This is a genomic window from Pseudomonas sp. Q1-7 (genome assembly GCF_028010285.1).
In the GTDB taxonomy this organism is placed as follows: domain Bacteria; phylum Pseudomonadota; class Gammaproteobacteria; order Pseudomonadales; family Pseudomonadaceae; genus Metapseudomonas.
Window position 1 is genome coordinate 1424490 of record NZ_CP116304.1, and the last position, 20321, is coordinate 1444810.

General features: G+C 66.0%; 14 protein-coding genes and 1 pseudogene. 10 read left to right on the forward strand and 5 right to left on the reverse strand.

The window, feature by feature from the left end; genetic code table 11:
* The first annotated feature begins 99 nt into the window (after positions 1 to 99).
* The 4 genes from PJW05_RS06665 to PJW05_RS06680 all read left to right on the forward strand — a co-directional run bounded on the left by PJW05_RS06665 (position 100) and on the right by PJW05_RS06680 (position 5636).
* Complete coding sequence (locus tag PJW05_RS06665) at positions 100 to 1248, forward strand: pyridoxal phosphate-dependent aminotransferase (RefSeq protein ID WP_271410931.1); 1149 nt, start codon at positions 100 to 102, stop codon at positions 1246 to 1248.
* On the forward strand, positions 1236 to 2030 hold the full coding sequence (locus PJW05_RS06670; RefSeq protein ID WP_271410932.1) for an amidohydrolase: 795 nt from the start codon (positions 1236 to 1238) through the stop codon (positions 2028 to 2030). The genes PJW05_RS06665 and PJW05_RS06670 overlap by 13 nt, the downstream gene beginning before the upstream one ends.
* Positions 2031 to 2275: 245 nt before the next feature.
* Complete coding sequence (locus PJW05_RS06675; RefSeq protein ID WP_271410933.1) at positions 2276 to 5167, forward strand: discoidin domain-containing protein; 2892 nt, start codon at positions 2276 to 2278, stop codon at positions 5165 to 5167.
* 106 nt (positions 5168 to 5273) lie between these two features.
* Entirely contained in the window at positions 5274 to 5636 is a 363-nt protein-coding gene (locus PJW05_RS06680) for a winged helix-turn-helix transcriptional regulator (protein ID WP_271410934.1), read from the forward strand.
* Positions 5637 to 5804: 168 nt separating this feature from the next.
* On the opposite strand, the gene leuA is transcribed toward PJW05_RS06680, so the two are convergent.
* From leuA to xseA, 4 genes are all read right to left on the reverse strand, one after another.
* Positions 5805 to 7475, reverse strand: coding sequence for a 2-isopropylmalate synthase (gene leuA, locus PJW05_RS06685; RefSeq protein ID WP_271410935.1), 1671 nt, complete (start codon positions 7473 to 7475; stop codon positions 5805 to 5807).
* 360 nt (positions 7476 to 7835) lie between these two features.
* Positions 7836 to 9080, reverse strand: coding sequence for a mechanosensitive ion channel family protein (locus tag PJW05_RS06690; protein WP_271410936.1), 1245 nt, complete (start codon positions 9078 to 9080; stop codon positions 7836 to 7838).
* 110 nt (positions 9081 to 9190) lie between these two features.
* Positions 9191 to 10012, reverse strand: a complete 822-nt coding sequence (locus tag PJW05_RS06695; RefSeq protein WP_271410937.1) for a peptidoglycan DD-metalloendopeptidase family protein — start codon at positions 10010 to 10012, stop codon at positions 9191 to 9193.
* Positions 10013 to 10014: 2 nt separating this feature from the next.
* A complete protein-coding gene (gene xseA, locus PJW05_RS06700) occupies positions 10015 to 11394 on the reverse strand; it encodes an exodeoxyribonuclease VII large subunit (protein ID WP_271410938.1) in 1380 nt (459 codons plus the stop codon).
* Between the two features lie 100 nt (positions 11395 to 11494).
* Here xseA and PJW05_RS06705 point away from each other — a divergent pair, with 100 nt between their 5' ends.
* The 4 genes and pseudogenes from PJW05_RS06705 to PJW05_RS06720 form a co-directional block, all read left to right on the forward strand.
* On the forward strand, positions 11495 to 12046 hold the full coding sequence (locus tag PJW05_RS06705; RefSeq protein ID WP_271410939.1) for a sugar ABC transporter ATPase: 552 nt from the start codon (positions 11495 to 11497) through the stop codon (positions 12044 to 12046).
* A gap of 106 nt (positions 12047 to 12152) precedes the next feature.
* Positions 12153 to 13622 (forward strand): IMP dehydrogenase, encoded by a 1470-nt coding sequence (gene guaB / locus PJW05_RS06710; protein ID WP_271410940.1) that lies wholly within the window; start codon positions 12153 to 12155, stop codon positions 13620 to 13622.
* 80 nt (positions 13623 to 13702) lie between these two features.
* On the forward strand, positions 13703 to 15280 hold the full coding sequence (gene guaA, locus PJW05_RS06715; RefSeq protein ID WP_271410941.1) for a glutamine-hydrolyzing GMP synthase: 1578 nt from the start codon (positions 13703 to 13705) through the stop codon (positions 15278 to 15280).
* Positions 15281 to 15581: 301 nt separating this feature from the next.
* Positions 15582 to 15941, forward strand: a pseudogene (locus PJW05_RS06720) (Arm DNA-binding domain-containing protein); the annotation flags it as partial.
* Between the two features lie 56 nt (positions 15942 to 15997).
* Here PJW05_RS06720 and PJW05_RS06725 read toward each other — a convergent pair.
* On the reverse strand, positions 15998 to 16909 hold the full coding sequence (locus PJW05_RS06725; RefSeq protein WP_271410943.1) for a LysR family transcriptional regulator: 912 nt from the start codon (positions 16907 to 16909) through the stop codon (positions 15998 to 16000).
* A 153-nt stretch (positions 16910 to 17062) separates the two neighbouring features.
* On the opposite strand from PJW05_RS06725, the gene PJW05_RS06730 reads away from it, so the two are divergent.
* Positions 17063 to 18748 (forward strand): hypothetical protein, encoded by a 1686-nt coding sequence (locus tag PJW05_RS06730; protein WP_271410944.1) that lies wholly within the window; start codon positions 17063 to 17065, stop codon positions 18746 to 18748.
* Positions 18749 to 18940: 192 nt separating this feature from the next.
* Positions 18941 to 20254 carry a serine hydrolase domain-containing protein gene (locus tag PJW05_RS06735; RefSeq protein ID WP_271410945.1) on the forward strand — a complete coding sequence of 438 codons (1314 nt, stop codon included), beginning with the start codon at positions 18941 to 18943 and terminating at the stop codon, positions 20252 to 20254.
* The last annotated feature ends 67 nt before the right edge of the window (positions 20255 to 20321 follow it).

A 20321-nucleotide genomic window follows, 5' to 3' on the forward strand; every position in this document is an offset into this window, starting at 1 on the left:
ACGTCGGTGGGCCTCGCTGCGCTTGGCGCCAAGCTACGGAAGGTCTGCAACGTGCGTTAAGCTATGGGCCTTTTCCCAGTCGCCAACAGCCGGATTGCAATGATCACCAGCAAGCTGCCCAACGTCGGCACCACCATCTTCACGCGCATGTCCCAGCTCGCCGCCGAAGTCGGCGCCATCAACCTGTCCCAGGGCTTCCCGGACTTTTCCGCGCCCGCCGCCCTCTGCGATGCGGTTGGCCGGCATATCGCCGCCGGGCACAACCAGTACGCGCCCATGACCGGCCTGCCGGCCCTGCGCGAGCAGGTGGCGGCGAAGGTCGCGGCTTTCTACAGCCGCCAGGTCAGCGCCGATAACGAGGTCACCATCACGCCCGGTGCCACGGAAGCGATCTTCTGTGCCATCCAGGCCGTGGTGCGTGCCGGCGACGAAGTCATCGTTCTCGACCCCTGCTACGACAGCTACGAACCTTCGGTGGAGCTGGCCGGCGGTCGCTGCGTGCATGTACCCCTGGCGCAGCCGGACTTCTCCATCGATTGGCAGCGGATGAAGGATGCCCTCAGCCCGCGCACCCGCATGATCATCCTCAACAGCCCGCACAACCCCAGTGGCGCGTTGATCTCCCGCGCCGAGCTGGACCAGTTGGCGGAATTGATCCGTGGCCGCGATATCTACCTGGTGTCGGACGAGGTCTATGAACATCTGGTGTTCGATGGGGTTGGCCATGTCAGCGTGCTGGCCCACGACGAACTTTACGCCCGCGCCTTCGTCGTCAGTTCCTTCGGCAAGACCTACCACGTCACTGGCTGGAAGACCGGCTACGTGGTGGCGCCGCCGGCCCTTTCCGCCGAGTTGCGCAAGGTCCACCAGTACGTGAACTTCTGCGGCGTCACCCCGCTGCAGTGGGCGTTGGCCGACTTCATGGCCGGCCATCCGGAACACCTGGCCGAGCTGCCGGCCTTCTACCAGGCCAAGCGCGACCTGTTCTGCGACCTGCTGGCCGGTTCCCGCTTCAATTTCCGCCGTGCCGCCGGTACCTATTTCCAACTGGTGGACTACAGCGCCATCCGTCCTGACCTGGACGATGTCGCCATGTCCGAATGGCTGACCCGCGAACACGGCGTTGCCGCCATCCCGGTCTCGGTGTTTTACCAGCAGGCACCCAGGGACTTGCGCCTGGTGCGCTTCTGCTTTGCCAAACGTGAGGAGACGCTGCGCGAGGCGGCGGAAAAACTATGCGCGATCTGACCAGCTTGCCCGATCTCAGACTGGCCCTGGTGCAGACCACCCTGGCCTGGCACGACCGCGCCGCCAACCTGGCCCATTTCGAAGCCCTGCTGGAGCAGGCCAGGGGCGCCGACCTGATCGTCCTGCCGGAGATGTTCACCACTGGTTTTTCCATGGACTCCGCCGGCCTGGCCGAGCCCGAGCAGGGCCCGACCCATGCCTGGCTGCGCGAACAGGCGAAACGGCTGGACGCGGTGATCACCGGTAGCCTGATCATCCGGGCCGCCGACGGCAGCCACCGCAACCGCCTGCTCTGGGCACGGCCGGATGGCGAGGTGCTGCACTACGACAAGCGTCATCTGTTCCGCATGGCCGGTGAGCACAAGCACTACACCCCCGGCGAGACCCAGGCGCTGTTCGAACTCAAGGGGTGGCGGGTGCGTCCGCTGATCTGCTACGACCTGCGCTTCCCGGTGTGGAGCCGCGACCCGCATGACACCGACCTGCTGCTCTACACCGCCAACTGGCCGGCAGCCCGCCGCCATCACTGGAATCGCCTGCTGCCGGCGCGCGCCATCGAGAACCTCTGCTACGTGGCGGCGGTGAACCGGGTGGGTGAGGACGGCAAGGGCCATGCCTACAGCGGCGACAGCCAGGTCCTGGATTTCCAGGGCGAAAGCCTGCTGGACGCCGCGGCTGCCGATGGCGTGTTCGTCGCCAACCTGTCCGCCGCGTCCCTGGCCAGCTACCGCGAGCGCTTCCCGGCGATGCGCGACGCCGACGGCTTCGACCTGCACCTGTAATCCCCTTAGTCGGCCCCATCCGGGGCCGACTTCCTTCCCACTCGTGGCGGGCGCGTAGCCCGGCGACCCGCGGGGTTGGGACAAGTCCGAAAAAAGCGGCCTTGCGTTTACAGGCCTTGCGTCCGCTCCCTACCATCGCGCCGCCGGCAACACCTATTCCGATTCTTTCCCTCATTCCCGCACGGGGCCGCTTGGCTGCGCTTCACGCCAAGGACGGGCCGTGCCTGTTATCCAAGGAATTAGTCATGCCGAATTTCAGGCTTCACGAGCTCTCCCGCGGTACGCGGCTCTGGCTGGCCACATTGGGCGTCAGCGTGCTGCTGCCCCAGGCCGGGAGCGCCATCGCCCACGTCCCCGTCGCCACTGCCGAACCGAACCCGCAGCAAACCACCCTGAGCGGGCATTTCATCGACCTGGCGGCGCTTGCATCGCCCCGCGCGCGTGGGTTCGAGACCCCCGGCAGCGAGCGACTGATGCGCGAGGCCGGTGTCAGTGTCCGCAGCCTCGCCAGCGTCGCACAGGAGGGCTACAAGGGCATCCGGGTGATGACCGGCAAACTGGACAGCCGTACCGGTCAGGCCACCGGTGACATCGTCATGGCGCTGCGCGAGGATGGCAGCTTCGTCGCCCTGATGCCGGAGCGCAACGGCATGATTCGCGGCAATGCCCAGGGCGAGCAGTTCCTCACCCTGTTTCCCGAGGACGCCGGGTACTCCCAGGAACGGCCCGACGCCGTCGACGACCCGGGTGAGGAGCTGTCCGGGCTGATCCAGTCGCGCAGCGGCGCGCTGCACCAGCAGGCGGACCGCAATGCCGAGGGCGAGTTGCTGATCGACATCCTGGCCGGTTTCTCCGAGCAATCGGCCAAGGACATCGAGGACCACGAGGCCTACGCCCTGGCGCAGGTCGCCTCGGTCAACCAGGCCTTGAAGAACTCGCAGATCGAAGGCGTCCGCCTGCGCCTGGTCGGCACCCAGGTCATCGCCGACGATTACGTGATCGACACCACCACCCTGGGCAACCTGAAGAACCTGTTCGCCGAAGGCATGCGCCAGTACAGCCCGGACCTGGTCACCGCGTTCTTCGTGGGCAAGGGCAGCCAGGACACGGCCGTGGGTTGGGCCTATACGAATGGGCGCTACTCGCTGAACGCCCTGCGCTCCGTCACGGCGTTCCGCCATGAACTCGGGCACAACATCGGTGGTAGCCATTGCCCGACTGGCAAGGGCTACAACTTCGGCTTCAACAACGGGCGTGTCGCCACCATCATGTGTGGCAACAGCTTCGGCTACTACTCCAATCCGGAGCTGACGGATAACCAGGGCATCCCCATCGGCGACGCGGAAAAGGCCAACATGGCCCGGGTCTGGCGCAACAACGCGGCGAAGATTTCCGCCTACAGTCCGTCCGTCGTTCCCATCGACGATGAACAGGTTTCGCCGCTCATCCACGAGCGCTTCGACCTGACCCGGCAGACCGACGGCTGGCGCCACTTCACCCTGGATCTGCCCGAGGGCATGCAGCGCCTGGCGTTCTCGGTGACCGCCGGACCGCGCCACGAGCAAACCGGCAAGCTGGCGATCTACCTCAAGCGCGACGGCCAGCCCGACGACGAGAATTTCGACTACCGCTCGCGCGAAGGCTGGCTCACCTCACTGGGCGTCAGCGAGCCGGTGAGCGGCCGCTGGCATTTGTCGGTCAAGGCGTCGAAGAACGCCGAGATCGCCGACCTGGTGCTGGAAGGCCTGGGTTTCGCGGTGCCGACCGACAGTGTCACGGCCCGTTACCTGCGGGTGGTTGCCGAGTCGGAGGCGAGTGGGGGTGAGACGGCCAGCGCGGCTGAAATCCAACTGGCCGATTCCCGCAGCCGCCCGTTGGATACCGCCAGTTGGCGGATCCACTCGGTCAGCAGCGCCGAGGAGGGCGCCAAGGGCGCGGCGACCAACGCCATCGATGGCGACTCCAAGACCTTCTGGTCCACGGTCAAGGGGGTGGGCTACCCCCATGAAATGGTGATCGACCTCGGCAACGACAGCCGCTTCTCACAGTTGCGCTACCTGCCGCGCCAGGACAGCGGCGAGGTCGGCAATATCAGGGATTACAAGGTCTACGCCAGCGACAATCCCTACGACGGCTGGACATTGGTGGCTGACGGCGCCTTCTCGCCGGACAACCAGGTCAAGGTCGAGCTGCTCAAGCCGGTCGAGTCCGTCCTGCCGCCGGTGGCGGAAATCACCGGCAAGACCGAAGCGGAGGCTGGCGAGACCGTCGTCCTCGATGCCTCTGCGTCCTCCGATCCGAACGGTGCGGCCCTCAGCTTCGCCTGGGAGGCGTCGCCCGAGGTGGCGTTCGACATGGAGGGCGCGCAGTTGCAGTTCGTCGCGCCCAGCCTGGCGCAGGACACGCCGGTACGCTTTACCCTGACCCTCGATAACGGCAAGCAGCAGGTGAGCAAGGACCACATCGTGCTGGTCAAGGCGGCGGTAGGGGCCTCCTGTGTTCCCGAATGGAGCGCACAGAAGGCCTACGTCGGTGGCGACAAGGTGCAGCGCAAGGGGCGTCAGTACTTCGCCCGCTGGTGGACCCAGGGCGACGAGCCGGGCAACCCGTCCTTCACCGGCGACGAAGGCAGCGGCAAGGTCTGGCGTGACGAAGGGCCCTGCCAGGCAGGCGAGGTCCAGCCGCCCCAGGTCGAGATCAGCGGCAAGACCGACGTGGCGGCCGGTGAACGGGTCATGCTGGACGCTTCCGCCTCGTCCGATCCCAATGGCCTGGAACTGAGCTACCACTGGCAGGTGAGCCCGGCGCTGGCGTTCGACGCCAAAGGACCGCAGTTGAGTTTCGTGGCGCCCACGGCTGCCCAGGACAGCCGCTATACCTTCAGCCTGACCCTGGACAACGGCCAGCTCACCAGTACCCGCGAGCATGTGGTGAGGGTGGCGGCGGACCCATCGGGCTCGGCGTGCGAGCTGGAATGGAACCGCCAACAGGCCTACGTCGGCGGCAACAAGGTGCACTGGAAGGGGCGCACCTACGAGGCGCGTTGGTGGACCCAGGGCAACGAGCCCGGCGACCCGGCTTTCACCGGCGAGGAAGGCAGCGGCAAGGTCTGGCGTGACGCTGGCAGCTGCCGTTGATCCGGCGTATGGGGGCGCGCCCGGATGATCCGGGCCGCTTCCTGCTTGGCAGTCCCCTTGGCCAGGCCTTACGATCCCGCACGCCAAGCATTGCGGGGAACTATCGATGGGCGAACACAAAAGCCTTCCCGCCAGCAGCCTGCTGGTGGCGGGTGAGAAGGTCTACAACACGCCGGTGGACGTCACCCTGGCGGTGATCGGCGGCAAGTGGAAGTCCCTGCTGGTCTACCACCTGATACCGGAGGCGCGGCGTTTTTCCGAGCTCAAGCGGCTGGTGCCGGGCATCACCGAGAAGATGCTGGCGCAGCAACTGCGCGAACTGGAGCGCGACGGCATCGTCTCGCGCACCGTCTATGCCGAGGTGCCGCCACGGGTGGAGTACCGCCTGACCGAGCACGGCATGAGCCTGAAGCCCGTGCTGGACTCCATGTGCGCCTGGGGCAAGTGCCACTGGCAACAGCAGGGGTAGGGTACGGCGCTGTAGATGGGTTGGTGCTGAGCGTGCGCAGCCCAACGAGTGACCGGCCTGGAATGACGGAGCGTTGGGCCTCTCTTCGCTCGGTGCCCACCCACGGGATCGAGCCTCCACAAAAGAAAACCCCGCCGGATGGCGGGGTTTTTCATTGCGGTATCAGCGTCAGGCCGCTTCGGCCTCGGCCTGGCTCAGGGCGCGGTTGAGGGCGCTGAACAGGGCGCGGAAGCTCGCGGTGGTGAGGTTCTCGTCGATGCCGATGCCGTGCAGGGCGCGGCCGCCGTTGACGCGGAGTTCGAGGTAGGCCGCAGCCTTGGCGTTGGTGCCGGCGCCGATGGCGTGCTCGGAGTAATCCATGATCTCCACCTTCACCGGCAGGCTGGCCACCAGGGCCTCCAGCGGGCCCTTGCCCATGCCGCGCAGGTGCTGGGTCTCGCCGTTGACCAGGACTTCGATGTCGACGGCACTGGTGCCGTTTTCTTCCTGCAGGCGATGGCTCTTCAGGGTATAGGGCGTGGTGGCCTGCAGGTACTCGGCGTCCAGCAGCGCATGGATCTGCTCGGCGGTCATTTCCAGGCCGAGGCGGTCGGTTTCTTTCTGCACCACCTGGCTGAATTCGATCTGCATGCGGCGCGGCAGGCTGATGCCGTACTCCTGCTCCAGGAGGAAGGTGATGCCGCCCTTGCCGGACTGGCTGTTCACCCGGATCACCGCCTCGTAGCTGCGGCCGATGTCGGCCGGGTCGATCGGCAGGTAGGGCACTTCCCAGGGGGCATCGTCCTTCTGCTGGGCGAAGCCCTTGCGGATGGCATCCTGGTGGGAGCCGGAGAAGGCGGTGTGCACCAGATCGCCCACGTAGGGGTGGCGAGGGTGGACCGGCAGCTGGTTGCACTCTTCCACCACCTTGCGCACGGCGTCGATGTCGGAGAAGTCCAGCTGCGGGTGCAGGCCCTGCGTGTACATGTTCAGCGCCAGGGTCACCAGGTCGACGTTGCCGGTGCGCTCGCCGTTGCCGAACAGGCAGCCTTCCACGCGGTCGGCGCCGGCCATCAGGCCCAGTTCAGTGGCGGCCACGCCGGTGCCACGGTCGTTGTGGGTGTGCAGGCTGATGATCACCGAGTCGCGGCGGCTGATGTGGCGGCCGAACCACTCGATCTGGTCGGCGTACACGTTCGGCGTGGCGCATTCAACGGTCGCCGGCAGGTTGAGGATGATCTTCTTCGCGGGGGTCGGCTGCCAGACGTCGATCACGGCGTCGCAGACTTCCACGGCGAAATCCAGCTCGGTGGAGCTGAAGATTTCCGGCGAATACTGGAAGGTCCAGTCGGTTCCTGGCTGCTTGGCGGCCAGGTCCTTGATCAGCCGGGCGGCATTGGCGGCAATCTCGACGACGCCGGCTTTGTCCTGGTTGAAGACGATGCGGCGGAAGGACGGCGCGGTGGCGTTGTAGACGTGGACGATGGCTTTCTTCGCGCCCTTCAGGGATTCGAAGGTACGGGTGATCAGGTCTTCGCGGGCCTGGGTCAGCACTTGAATGGTCACGTCATCGGGAATGTGGCCGCCTTCGATCAGCTCGCGAACGAAGTTGAAGTCGGTGTCCGAGGCGGAAGGGAAGGCCACCTCGATCTCCTTCAGGCCCACCTGCACGAGGGTCTTGAAGAAGCGCATTTTCTTCTGCGCGTCCATCGGCTCGATCAGCGACTGGTTGCCGTCGCGCAGGTCGGAGCTGCACCAGATTGGCACTTCGGTGATGGTCTTCGACGGCCAGGTGCGGTCCGGCAGATTGATGGCCGGGAAAGCGCGGTATTTGCGGGACGGGTCTTTCAGCATGCTCATGGGGCAAATCCTTTTTACTGCGGGCCGTACGGTCGGCGGCCAGGCATTGGAAATCGGCGGGTGCGGCGGAGATGGGTTCAGCCACGCAGTCGGGGGCTGACCAGGCGCAGGCAGGCGTGTTGACGCAGCAGGATGAGGGTGTGTGCGGTTTTCATAGGGGCTAACCGTATTCGTCACGGGGGAATATGGCAAGCATCGTTAAAAAAATGGTGAAAAAGAGCGTGAGATCGGGTTGCGGGAAAAAATATTGCGCGACTTTGTGGGGTTTATTGATTTTATTGCGATGAGGTTTTGTGCCTGGAGCAGCTTGCCTGCGAAATGCTCTCGGAAGGGCAATCCGCAGGCAGGCCAAGAATGCCGTTACCGCTCTTCAGGCAGGCGCAATGCGCGCATGTCCGCACCGCTGGGGTGCTGGAACACCCGCAGGCCGAACTCCGGTAGGATCGCCAGCAGGTGGTCGAAGATGTCCGACTGGATGGCTTCGTAGCGGCCCCAGGCGGTGGTGTTGGTGAAGCAGTAGAGCTCCAGCGGCAGGCCGTCGGCGGCAGGGGACAGCTGGCGCACCAGCAGGGTCATGTCCTGGCGAATGTCCGGGCTTTCCCGCAGGTAGTGCTCCACGTAGGCGCGGAAGGTGCCGAGGTTGGTCAGTTGGCGGCTGTTGACGGGCCGGCGGCAGGCTTCTTCCAGCCGGCTGTTCCAGGTCAGCAGCTCGCTTTGCTTGGCTTTCAGGTAGCCGTCCAGCAGGCGGATGCCGTGCAGGCGGGCGATGTCGTCCTGGCTGAGGAAGCGCACGCTGTTCTGGTCCAGGTAGAGGCAACGCTTGATCCGCCGGCCGCCGGATTCCTGCATGCCGCGCCAGTTCTTGAACGCGTCGGTGATGAAGCGCTTGGTGGGAATGGTGGTGATGGTCTTGTCCCAGTTTTGCACCTTCACCGTGTGCAGGGCGATGTCGATCACATCGCCGTCGGCGTTGAGCTGAGGCATCTCCACCCAGTCGCCGACGCGGATGATGTCGCTGGAGGTGATCTGCACACTGGCCACCAGCGACAGCAGGGTATCCTGGAAAATCAGCATCAGCACCGCGGCCATGGCGCCCAGGCCCGAGAGCAGGATCAGCGGCGACCGGTCGATCAGGCTGGCGATCATCAGGATGGTGGCGATGGCGAAGACGGCGATCTTCAGTACCTGCAGATAACCCTTGATGGGGCGCAGGTGGGCGTCTGCGCGGCGCTGGTAGAGGGTATTGACGATGTCCAGCGCGGCGCTCAGCGCGAGGGCAACGGTGAGGATGATGAAGGCGGCGCAGACGTTGCTCACCACTTCCACGAGCTCGCCGGGCAGGTTTGGCACGACCTTGACGCCGTAGGCGAGCACCATGGCGGGCACCACGTTGGCCAGGCGCTTGATCAGGCCGTGGTCCTGGAGCTGCGCCGGGCCGCCCTGGACGATGGTGCCGACGGCGTGGAACAGGCCGCGCAGGAGAATGCGCCGGACTATCCAGTTGGACAGCCAGGCCAGGGCGAAGAGAAGGGTGGTGGCGACTATGGTGTGCAGTTCGTCGTGCTGCCGCAGCCATTCCAGCCAGTGGGTGATTTCAGCGTGCATCGGGCGGCTCCCTGTATCAATCCGGTGGTGGGGGGCGGGCCCCGGAAGCGCCGGACCATAGCAAATGGGCGCCCGCTATCCCAATGCGCAGATCGATCGGGGTTGTAGGATCAGGGCTTGTAGGCGCCGATGAAGATAGCCGGGTCCACGCGCACGTCGTTGAGGCTGACGTTCCAGTGCATGTGCGGGCCGGTGGCGCGGCCGGTGGCGCCGACGCGGCCCACCACGCCACCACGGGGCAACGGCTGGCCGAGCTTCACGTCTACCTTCGACAGGTGACAGAACATGCTGATCAGGCCCTGGCCATGGTCGACGAACACTGTTTTGCCGTTGAAGAAGTAGTCGCCGATGAGAATCACCTTGCCCGCTGCCGGCGCTTTGACCGGGGTGCCGGCACCCACGGCGAAGTCCAGGCCGGAGTGCGGATTGCGTTCCTCGCCATTGAAGAACCGGCGCAGGCCGAAGGGGCTGGAGAGCGGCCCATTCACGGGCTTGTCGAACAGCAGGTTGCTGGGCGTGCCAGGGCTGAAAATTCGGTAGGCGCGGGTCTGCTCGGCCAGTTCGCGGTCAATGCGCTTGAGGTCCTCCGGCAACGGGTTCACCTGGCGGGTGTTGGCCAGCGTGATGTGCTGCTCGCGGTAGGTTCGCGGGCCAACGCTGAAGGCCAGCGTGCGGCCGTCGTTCACCTCGATCCGCTGTCGCCCGGACGGGGTGCCCAGGGGAATGCCGACAATGGCGATCCAGTCGCGGCCTTCTTCCTTGATCACCAGTACCGGCTTGCCCTGGTAGCGTGCCGTGGGCGCCTGGGCGGCGTTGCCCAGCTGAACCACCGCCACCCCGCCGGGCACCGGTTTGTTCAGCAGACGGGTGATGAAGCCTTCCGCCTGGGCGGGGAGGGCGAGGCAGAAGAGCAGGGCGGCAAGCAGGCGCATGGTCAGTCCAGCAGAGAGAGGTTCACGGGGGTGAGGTGGTTGTCTTCGACGCGGACCTCCAGTTCGCCTTCGCCCAGTCGGGCCTTGAGGCGCTGGCCCGGGCGGGTCTGGCTGGCGGCGCGGATGGCGTTGCCGCGCTCGTCGAGCAGGATGCTGTAGCCGCGCCCGAGGGTTGCCAGGGGGCTGACCACGTGCAGGGTCTGGGCCAGGGCGTCGAGGCGTTGACGGCGGTCCTTGAGGGTTTCGCGGGTGGCGCGGGGCAGGCGCGCGGCGAGGCTGTCGAGTTTCTGCCGCAGCAGCGCCAGGGTACGGCCCGGATGCTGGGCGGCAAGGCGGGTGTCCAGGCGCGCCAGACGCTCGTGGCGCACCTGCTGCTGGCGTTCGAAGGCACGGCGCAGGCGCATGTCCAGGTCGTCCAGGCGCTGGGCCTGCTGGCGCAGTCGCTCGCCGGGATGGCGCAGGCGTCGGAACAGGCCGTCCAGGCGCAGGCGTTCGCGCATCAGGCGGTCCCGCAGGCGCAGGACCAGGCGCCGGTGCAGGCTGTCCAGGCGCTGCTGTAGCTCGCTGGCGTCCGGCGCCAGCAACTCGGCGGCGGCCGAAGGCGTCGGCGCGCGCACGTCGGCGACGAAATCGCTGATGGACACGTCCGTCTCATGGCCCACGGCGCTGACGATCGGTGTCCGGCAGGCGGCCACGGCGCGGGCCACCGCCTCCTCGTTGAAGCACCAGAGGTCTTCCAGGGAACCGCCGCCACGGGCCAGGATCAGCGCATCGAAGCCCTGGTCATCGGCCAGGGCCAGGGCCCGGACAATCTGCGCGGTGGCCTCGCGGCCCTGAACGGCGGTGGGGATCAGCGTCAGTTCCACCTGGGGCGCGCGGCGGCGGAACACGCTGATGATGTCGCGGATCACCGCGCCGGTGGGCGAGCTGACAATGCCGATGCGGCGTGGATGGGGCGGCAGGGGGCGCTTGCGTTCGGCGGCGAACAGGCCTTCGGCGGCGAGCTTCTCCTTCAACGCTTCGAAGGCCAGGCGCAGGGCGCCATCGCCGGCCGGTTCGACGGTGTCGGCGATCAGTTGGTAATCGCCACGGCCTTCGAACAGCGAGACCTTGCCGCGCACCCGCACCGCCAGGCCATCGCGCAGGGCCTGGCGCACGCGCTGGGCGTTCTGCCGGAACAGGGCGCAGCGCACCTGGGCCTGGGCGTCCTTGAGGGTGAAATAGAGGTGGCCGGATGCGGGGCGGGCGAGGTTGGAAATCTCGCCCTCCACCCAGACCTGCGGGAACACGTCCTCCAACAAGTGGCGGGCGCGCTGGTTGAGCTGGCTGACGGTCAGTACCTCGCGGTCGAGGCCAAGCCGTTGGAAGGGGTCTTTGAGCATGGGCGGAAATGATAATGGCTTTGCCGCGATGCGCCATAGTTGACGGGTAAGGAGTGGCGGTTAAGCTGCGCGCCCTTTGCAACGCTGCGGGAGGCCAGAGATGGAACCGAGTCAGTTGATCATCGTGCCGCAGATTTCCAGCGTGCCCGGCCATCAGGCGCTGGCCGGGCGCATGCTGCGCTGGATGGCCCAGCGCGGCGTGGTCGAAGCGCTGCCGAGCACCTGCGGGATGCGCGGCAATCGCATGGCCTACGCCATCGCCGCCGGCGCGCGGCAGGTGGTGGAGCATCCGCAGCGGCTGCCCTTCGGCCAGCCGGTGAACGGCCTGGAGCTGGTGGACAAGCGCTGCATCTATACGCCGACGCGCAACTTCCTCGGCGAGGCGGGCTGCCCGGAATGCCGCCAGGAGGTTGGCGAGCCGCTGTTCGAGAGCCTGGAGGAGTGGGGGCCGGGGCAGACGGACAATTTCATCTGCCCGGAGTGCGGCCACGAGGACGACATCAACGGCTTCCTCTTCCTGCAACCCTGCGGCTTTTCCAACCTCGGCTTCATCTTCAATGGCTGGGGCGAGACGGCTTTTACCCAGGCCTTCCTCGATGCCTTCGGCGAGCGGTTGGGCTTCGCTGTGCGTCAGGTGCGGACGGACGGCTGACGGACCGCAGAAAAACCTGCCATGCAGCCCATCGGCTGCGTTGAGCAGAACCCGTGGCCTCGTTATAATGGCGCGCTTCCAATTTTCCCGCCTGGGAGCCCCCGCCATGCTGCGCATCAGCCAAGAAGCCCTGACCTTCGACGACGTTCTCCTGATCCCGGGTTATTCCGAGATTCTGCCGAAGGATGTCAGCCTCAAGACCCGCCTGACCCGCGGCATCGAACTGAACATCCCGCTGGTGTCCGCCGCGATGGATACCGTGACCGAAGCCCGCCTGGCCATCGCCATGGCTCAGGAAGGCGGCATCGGCATCATCCACAAGAACATGACCATCGAGCAGCAGGCTGCCGAGGTGCGCAAGGTCAAGCGTCACGAAACCGCCATCGTTCGCGATCCGGTGACCGTCACCCCCTCCACCAAGATCATCGAGCTGCTGCAGATTGCCCGCGAATATGGCTTCTCCGGCTTCCCGGTCGTGGAAGAAGGTGAGCTGGTAGGCATCGTCACGGGCCGCGACCTGCGCTTCCGTCCGAACGTCGGTGACTCCGTCGCCGCGATCATGACGCCCAAGGACAAACTGGTCACCGCCCGCGAGGGCACCCCGCTGGAAGACATGAAGGCCAAGCTCTACGAGAACCGCATCGAGAAGATGCTGGTGGTCGACGAGAACTTCTACCTGCGTGGCCTGGTGACCTTCCGCGACATCGAGAAGGCCAAGACTTACCCGCTGGCCTCCAAGGATGACCAGGGCCGCCTGCGCGTTGGCGCGGCGGTGGGCACCGGTGCCGACACCGGTGAGCGTGTTGCCGCACTGGTCGCCGCCGGCGTTGACGTGGTGGTGGTGGACACCGCCCACGGCCACTCCAAGGGTGTGATCGAGCGCGTTCGCTGGGTCAAGGACACTTACCCGCACGTTCAGGTCATCGGCGGCAACATCGCCACTGGCGAGGCCGCCAAGGCCCTGGCCGAGGCGGGCGCCGACGCGGTCAAGGTCGGTATCGGCCCGGGCTCCATCTGCACCACCCGTATCGTCGCTGGCGTCGGCGTACCGCAGATTTCCGCCATCGCCAACGTCGCCGCCGCACTCGCCGGTTCCGGCATCCCGCTGATCGCCGACGGCGGCATCCGCTTCTCCGGCGACCTGTCCAAGGCCATCGTGGCCGGCGCTTCCTGCGTGATGATGGGTTCCATGTTCGCCGGTACCGAAGAGGCGCCGGGCGAGGTCGAGCTGTTCCAGGGCCGTTCCTACAAGGCTTATCGCGGCATGGGCTCGCTGGGCGCCATGGCGCAGTCCCAGGGTTCCTCCGACCGCTACTTCCAGGACTCCTCGGCTGGCGCCGAGAAGCTGGTGCCGGAAGGCATTGAAGGCCGCGTTCCCTACAAGGGCACCCTGACCGCCATCGTCCACCAGCTGATGGGCGGCCTGCGCGCCTCCATGGGCTACACCGGCTGCGCCACCGTCGAAGAGATGCGCACCAAGCCTCAGTTCGTGCGCATCACCGGCGCCGGCATGGCCGAATCCCACGTCCACGACGTGCAGATCACCAAGGAAGCCCCGAACTACCGTGTAGGTTGAGGCTGACTGAAAACTGATGCGTCACGGGGCTGTTCGAATCAGCCCCGTGTCGTTTGTGAATACCGTAACGAGAGATGGCCATGTCCCAAGACATTCACGCCCACCGGATACTGATCCTCGACTTCGGCTCCCAGTACACCCAGCTGATCGCCCGCCGCGTGCGCGAGATCGGTGTGTACTGCGAGATCCACCCGTTCGACATGAGCAATGAGGCGATCCTTGCCTTCGCCCCGCGCGGCGTCATCCTCGCCGGTGGCCCGGAGTCAGTGCACGAAGCCGACAGCCCGCGCGCGCCGCAGGCGGTATTCGATCTCAACGTACCGCTGTTCGGCATCTGCTACGGCATGCAGACCATGGCCGAGCAACTGGGTGGCAAGGTGCAGGGCTCCGACCTGCGCGAATTCGGCTACGCCCGTGTCGACGTGGTGGGCAAGGCCCGCCTGCTGGACGGCATCGAAGACCATATCGACGATGACGGCGTCCTCGGTCTCGACGTGTGGATGAGCCACGGCGACAAGGTCACCGACATGCCGGCCGGCTTCCACATCCTGGCCAGCACCCCGAGCTGCCCGATCGCCGCCATGGCCGACGATCACCGCGCCTATTACGGCGTGCAGTTCCACCCGGAAGTGACCCACACCAAGCAGGGCCTGCGCATCCTGTCGCGCTTCGTCCTGGACATCTGCGGCTGCGCCGCGCTCTGGACGCCGTCCAACATCGTCGAAGACGCCATCGCCACCGTGCGTGCCCAGGTGGGCTCCTCCAAGGTGCTGCTGGGCCTGTCCGGCGGCGTGGACTCCTCGGTGGTCGCGGCCCTGCTGCACAAGGCCATCGGCGACCAACTGACCTGCGTCTTCGTCGACAACGGCCTGCTGCGCCTGCACGAGGGCGACCACGTGATGGCCATGTTCGCCGAGAACATGGGCGTCAAGGTGATCCGCGCCGACGCCGAGGACAAGTTCCTTTCCCGTCTGGCCGGCGTTGCCGACCCGGAAGAGAAGCGCAAGATCATCGGTCGCACCTTCATCGAGGTGTTCGACGAGGAAGCCACCAAGCTGCAGGGCATCAAGTTCCTCGCCCAGGGCACCATCTACCCCGACGTGATCGAGTCGGCCGGCGCCAAGACCGGCAAGGCCCATGTGATCAAGTCCCACCACAACGTCGGCGGTCTGCCGGAAGACATGCAGTTCGAACTGGTGGAGCCGCTGCGCGAACTGTTCAAGGACGAAGTGCGCAAGATCGGCCTGGAACTGGGGCTGCCTTACAGCATGGTCTACCGCCACCCGTTCCCCGGTCCGGGCCTGGGCGTGCGCATCCTCGGCGAGGTGAAGAAGGAATACGCTGACCTGCTGCGCCGTGCCGACCACATCTTCATCGAAGAGCTGCACAAGGCCGACTGGTACCACAAGACCAGCCAGGCCTTCGTGGTGTTCCAGCCGGTGAAATCCGTTGGCGTGGTCGGTGACGGCCGCCGTTACGCCTGGGTTGTCGCGCTGCGCGCGGTGGAAACCATCGACTTCATGACCGCGCGCTGGGCGCATCTGCCCTACGAGCTGCTGGAGACCGTTTCCAACCGCATCATCAACGAGATCGAAGGCATCTCCCGCGTCACCTACGACGTGTCGAGCAAACCGCCGGCGACCATCGAGTGGGAGTGATGTCGGGTCCTTCTGGACTCATTGAGATGTATCGATAGCCAATTTCAACGTGTTGATTTAAAAGAAAATTCGTTGCAATGGTTATCGAGGCCTATCGCCGATTAGCAGAACTGATTGGCGGTAGCGGTGACGGTAGTAAACAGCGGTCGGATTGAGGCCGTTCTGTTTACTATCCGGTCAAAACCGGTCTTTGACGGTAAATCGCTCGTTGGGAAAGCTTGCCCCGTGCGGCTTTCCCGGCATCAACAGGTTTCCTGACCCTTGACGGTAAAAGCCGTCATGAACAGGAGTAAAAACCTCGATGCTTACCGACACCGCACTGCGCAATCTCAAGCCCAAGGCCAAGCCCTACAAGGCTTCCGACCACGATGGGATGTACGTGACGGTATCACCCGGCGGTACCGTCACCTTTCGCTGCGATTACCGTCTCAATGGCCGACGCGAAACGCTGACCATAGGGCGGTATGGGCCAGCGGGAATTTCGCTGGCCATGGCTCGCGAGAAGCTTCTGGATGCCAAGCGAATGGTCGCCCAGGGCATATCCCCTTCCCTAGAAAAACAGCGAGCCAAGCGGCGTCTGACAGCCGCCAAATCGTTTGGTGACATGCTGAAGAGCTGGCTGGCCGATGCGCGCATGGCCGACAGCACGCGGTCCATGCGCAGCTATCAACATCCGCTAGCTTGGCAGCGAAGTCTCGGGCTTCGAGGTAAAGCGGACTACAACCACTCGATGAGCTCCTTCCGCCTCACCTCTTCCTTGAGCAGTTCGATCATCCGTAGACATACCGGCGAGAGATAACCCTGCACCCGAGTGATGATTCCCAGGCGTCGGTCCAGATCGAGTTCCCCCTCCTGCAGCTTTACCTGGGCCAGCCCCGTGGACAGGAACATCTGTCCGTATTTCGACAGCGTCAGCAACTGGCTGCCGTGAATCAGCTGATACAGCACCGGGCTGCTGAAGTCCGCCTCGATCTTGAGCCGCGGCCGGGCTAGTCCGCGCGAGACGAATGCCTGCTCGATCATGTGCCTGACCGGCAGGCTGGCCTCGGGCAGTAGCCACTCCTCGCCTTGTAGCTCCGCGAGCCGGACGCCCTCCTTCCCGACCAGCGGGTGCGCCGCGTCGGCGACGATGATCAGTTGGTCGTGGAACAGGGTGTCCACATGCAACTCGTGGTCCTCCGCGGGGGCGGGCACCAGGGCGATGTCCAGCTCTCCCGCACGCAATAGATCCAGCAGCTCCTGGGCCAGCCGGCAGCGGATGCGCAGTTTGGCGGCAGGCCGCTCGCGCATCAGACGGCGGCAGGCGGCCACCAGGAGCTTGTCGGAGAAGGATGGCGAGTAGCCGACGCTGATCATCCCCTGTTCGCCTTTGCCGATGCTGCGCATCTCGCTCAGGGCATCGTCGTAGTCGCGCTGCAGACGCTGCGCCCTGATCAAAAACAGCTCGCCCGCCGCCGTCGGCCGCACGCCCAACGCCCCGCGCTCGAACAGGGGCACGCCAAGCTGATCCTCGACGCGGCGGACGGCTTTGGTAAGGGCCGGTTGCGTCATGCCCAGCGCATCGGCGGCCTTGCCGATGGAGGCCAGCTTCCAGACCAGTAGAACGTACTCCAGATCGCGCGTTTCCATGGCATTCCTATCGGTTATGCCTTCATTACATATGGCTCATTGTGCTTATGGGGGACGTTCTCACAGACTGCCCCGCACTACAACAAGCGTGGCCGTACTGCCCCTCCGAGAGCCGGCAGCCGACCGCTACAACGTCTCCCAGACGGAGTTCCAATGAGCCTTAACCGCCGCAAGTTTCTGAAACTCGGCGCCTCCATCGGAGGTGCCAGCCTGCTCTGCGCCGGCATGAGCCACACCGCCCAGGCGGGCGCCTGGCATGCCGGCGACCTGGCTCACCTGCTGCCCTCGGTCAACCATGAGCGCATCCGCATCAAGTGCTCCTTCCGCCAGCCGCTGCGCTCGGTGCCGCAGCTCCGGGTCGACGACCGCCTGGTGCTCGGGCAGCGTTCCGACAGTCTGGGCCGCTTCTGGCGCTTCGACGTGTCCGGCTGCCGCGCCGACCACGCCTACGAACTGCAACTGCTGGACGGCAAGGGCGCGCCCCTGTGCGATGCGTGGCCCCTGCGCACCTTCCCGGCCCCACAGGCCCGGCCCGAAGCGCTGCGAGTGCTGCTCTACACCTGTGCCGGCGGCCACCCGGCCATGCCCTCACCGGACGGCGCCAAGGCCTTCCTCGGCATGCCCGAGCGTATCCGTCTGCTCGAGCACGGACTGTCGTTCCAACCCGACGTGGTGATCGCCAACGGCGATCACATCTACTGGGATCAGAAGGCCTGGCTGGAGAGCTTCAACCCCAAGGTGCGCGAGGGCGCCAAGGCCTTCTACGGCCACTTTGGCCTGCTGCAGCGGGATCAACCGGCCCTCGGCAGCGTCAACGAGCCCATCCTCACCCAAGTCTGCGACGTGCAGATCGCCGACCTCTACGGCGTGCGTCTGCGCTCCACGCCGAGCTACTTCATCGACGACGATCACGACTATTTCGAGAACGACGACGCCGACGAGCGTTTCGTGACCTTCCCGCCCGACCACTTCATGCTCGATGCCGGGCGCAGCATGCAGCACCTCTACCTGCCGGAATACCTGCCCGATGCCTCGCGCCCCGAGTTCCTCCCGGGTAGCCTGGCCGCCGATCGCGACCCCGGCATCTCCGAGTGCTTCGGCACCCTGCGCTACGGCACCCTGTTCGAGGGGCTGATGTACGGCTGTGCGCGCTTCCTCGACCTCAAGGGCGAGCATGCGCGGCTGGTTCCCGAGGAGGCCGAAGCCTGGCTGCTGTCGCGCACCGCGGCGCTCGATACCCGCCACCTGGCGCACCTGCCCTCGCATCCCATGGGCTGGTCAGCCGGCAAGTGGCGCGAGTGGTACCCGGACATCGTCGCCAGCCGTGGCTCCACGCAAGCGGAAGGCAGCGTGCAGCAGGTGCGCTTCCTGGCCACCGAGGGCGACGACCTGGAGCTGACCACGCGCTACCGCAAGTACTTCTGGCAGGAGGGCTGGTGGGCGCAGCACCAGCGCCTGCTCGAGGCCCTCAGCGCCCAGCCGCGCACCGCCCTGATGCTGTCCGGCGACCTGCATGCCAGTGGCTGTGCGCGCATCGAGAGAAGCGGCGATCTGGATCTGTCGACCAACCCGGTGTACTCGGTGCTGACCGGCACCCTGGCCACCGCCGGCCCCGGCTGGCCCTCCTCCGGGCGCGGGCTAATTCCGTCATGCCCCAGTCACCTGAACATCGAGGAGCTGCTCAAACCGCTCGAACACAACGGTTTCAGCCTGCTCGACGTCACCCCGCAAGGTATGCGCGTGCGTCTGTTCGCCTGGGACCCGGCACGGCCGGCCGAGGCTATCGACGGGCTGCAGCCGGTCCTCGAGTTCGATCTTCCGACCCAAAGCACGGGTTGAAGCCCTTGCACTAACGCCGGCCGGCGGCTGTCGCCACTCCGGTCGGCGCTACACCCCACAGGGCGTTCCCGCTGGCTAAGGGCGGATTCGCCATGGCGCATTGAGCAGAACAAGCACCCTCGCAGACTGCGCAGGGTTGCGAAGGAAAACCGGCACCCACGACTGCCGGCCCCCATAACAAGAGAGTTAGCCATGCCCCTTTCTTCGCGTCTGTACGGCCCCCTGCTGCTCCCCGTCCTGCTCCTGCTTCCCCCCGGCTGGCAGGCCGCCCACGCCGATGTTGCGCGCCCTGCCCTCATGGAGGGCTTCCCGCCAAGCGAGCGGATGCGAGTCACCCGTGCCAACGCCTTTCAGCCGCCCTACCTGCGCTGGGCTGCCAGCCACGTGCGCGAACTCGTGCCCTCGCGCGACATACGGCGGAGCAACGCCCCACTGGCGCTGAGCCGGACACAGACGCCACCTGACTTCGATGAGTTGGCGTTCAAGGTCGGTGACGAGCGCATGAGGCTGACCGACTACCTGGTAGGCAGCGCAACGGACGGATTTATCGTCCTGCACAAGGGCGTCGTGCTGTACGAGCGATACCTGGGCGGCTTCGCCGCGCGTCAACCTCATATCTGGGCCTCGATGAGCAAGTCGGTGACAGGGCTGCTCGCCGCGCAGCTGATCGCCGAGGGCCAGTTGGCCCCCGACGCCAGGCTCGCGCGCTACGTGCCGGAGCTGGCGAACACGCCCTTCGGCGAGGCGACGCTGCAGCAGAACCTCGATATGGAAGTGGCCGTGAGCTACCCGGCGAACATTCCCCCCGATGTGGGGTTGTTCGCCGCGGTCGGCCTGCTGCCGCGCCAGGAGACGATGCCGGCCAGCATCTACGACTTCCTCGGGGTCGCCAGCGGCAGCCCCGAGCTTGCCGGACAACCGCTCTGGTATTACCAGAACGGCTCGCCCGAGGCCGTCGCCTGGGCCATCAGCAGGGTGACCGGGCAGTCCTGGAGCCAGCTGGTCGCGGAGCGCATCTGGTCGCGCTTCGCGCTCGACGACGCCTACAGCCTGATCGACCCGCAGGGCACGGACATGGCCAGTGGCGGCCTGAACAGCAGCCTTGGCGATGCTGCCCGCTTCGCCGAGACCGTGCGCCGGGCGCTGGCCAGCCCGCAGGCCGACGACTCCTTCGTCCAGGCCGTCCAGCGCAGCCTGCGCAACGCCGACAACCGGGAGCTGGTCGCGCGGGCCAACCCGGAACGCGCGGCCTACGCCTATCGCAACTACTGGTACCAGAGGGCCGATGGCGACGGCTCCGTCGAGGCTATCGGCCGCTTCGGGCAGCGGATCTACATCAACCCGGAGCGCGAGATCGTGATCGTCAAGCTGGCCTCGGGCGCCGATATGCGCCCCCGCGCCACCCACGCTGCGCAAGGCGCCCAGGCGCCAAAGCAGCCGCCCCTGGAGTCGCAGGCCGCGTTCGACAACCTGGTGGCCGCCGTGCTGCAGGCCACACCCCGCTAAATGCCTGCCTGGCCCAACCCCGCCGCTCGCCGGCGGGGCCGGCTTCGCTCGCGCCCATCCCCCCAAC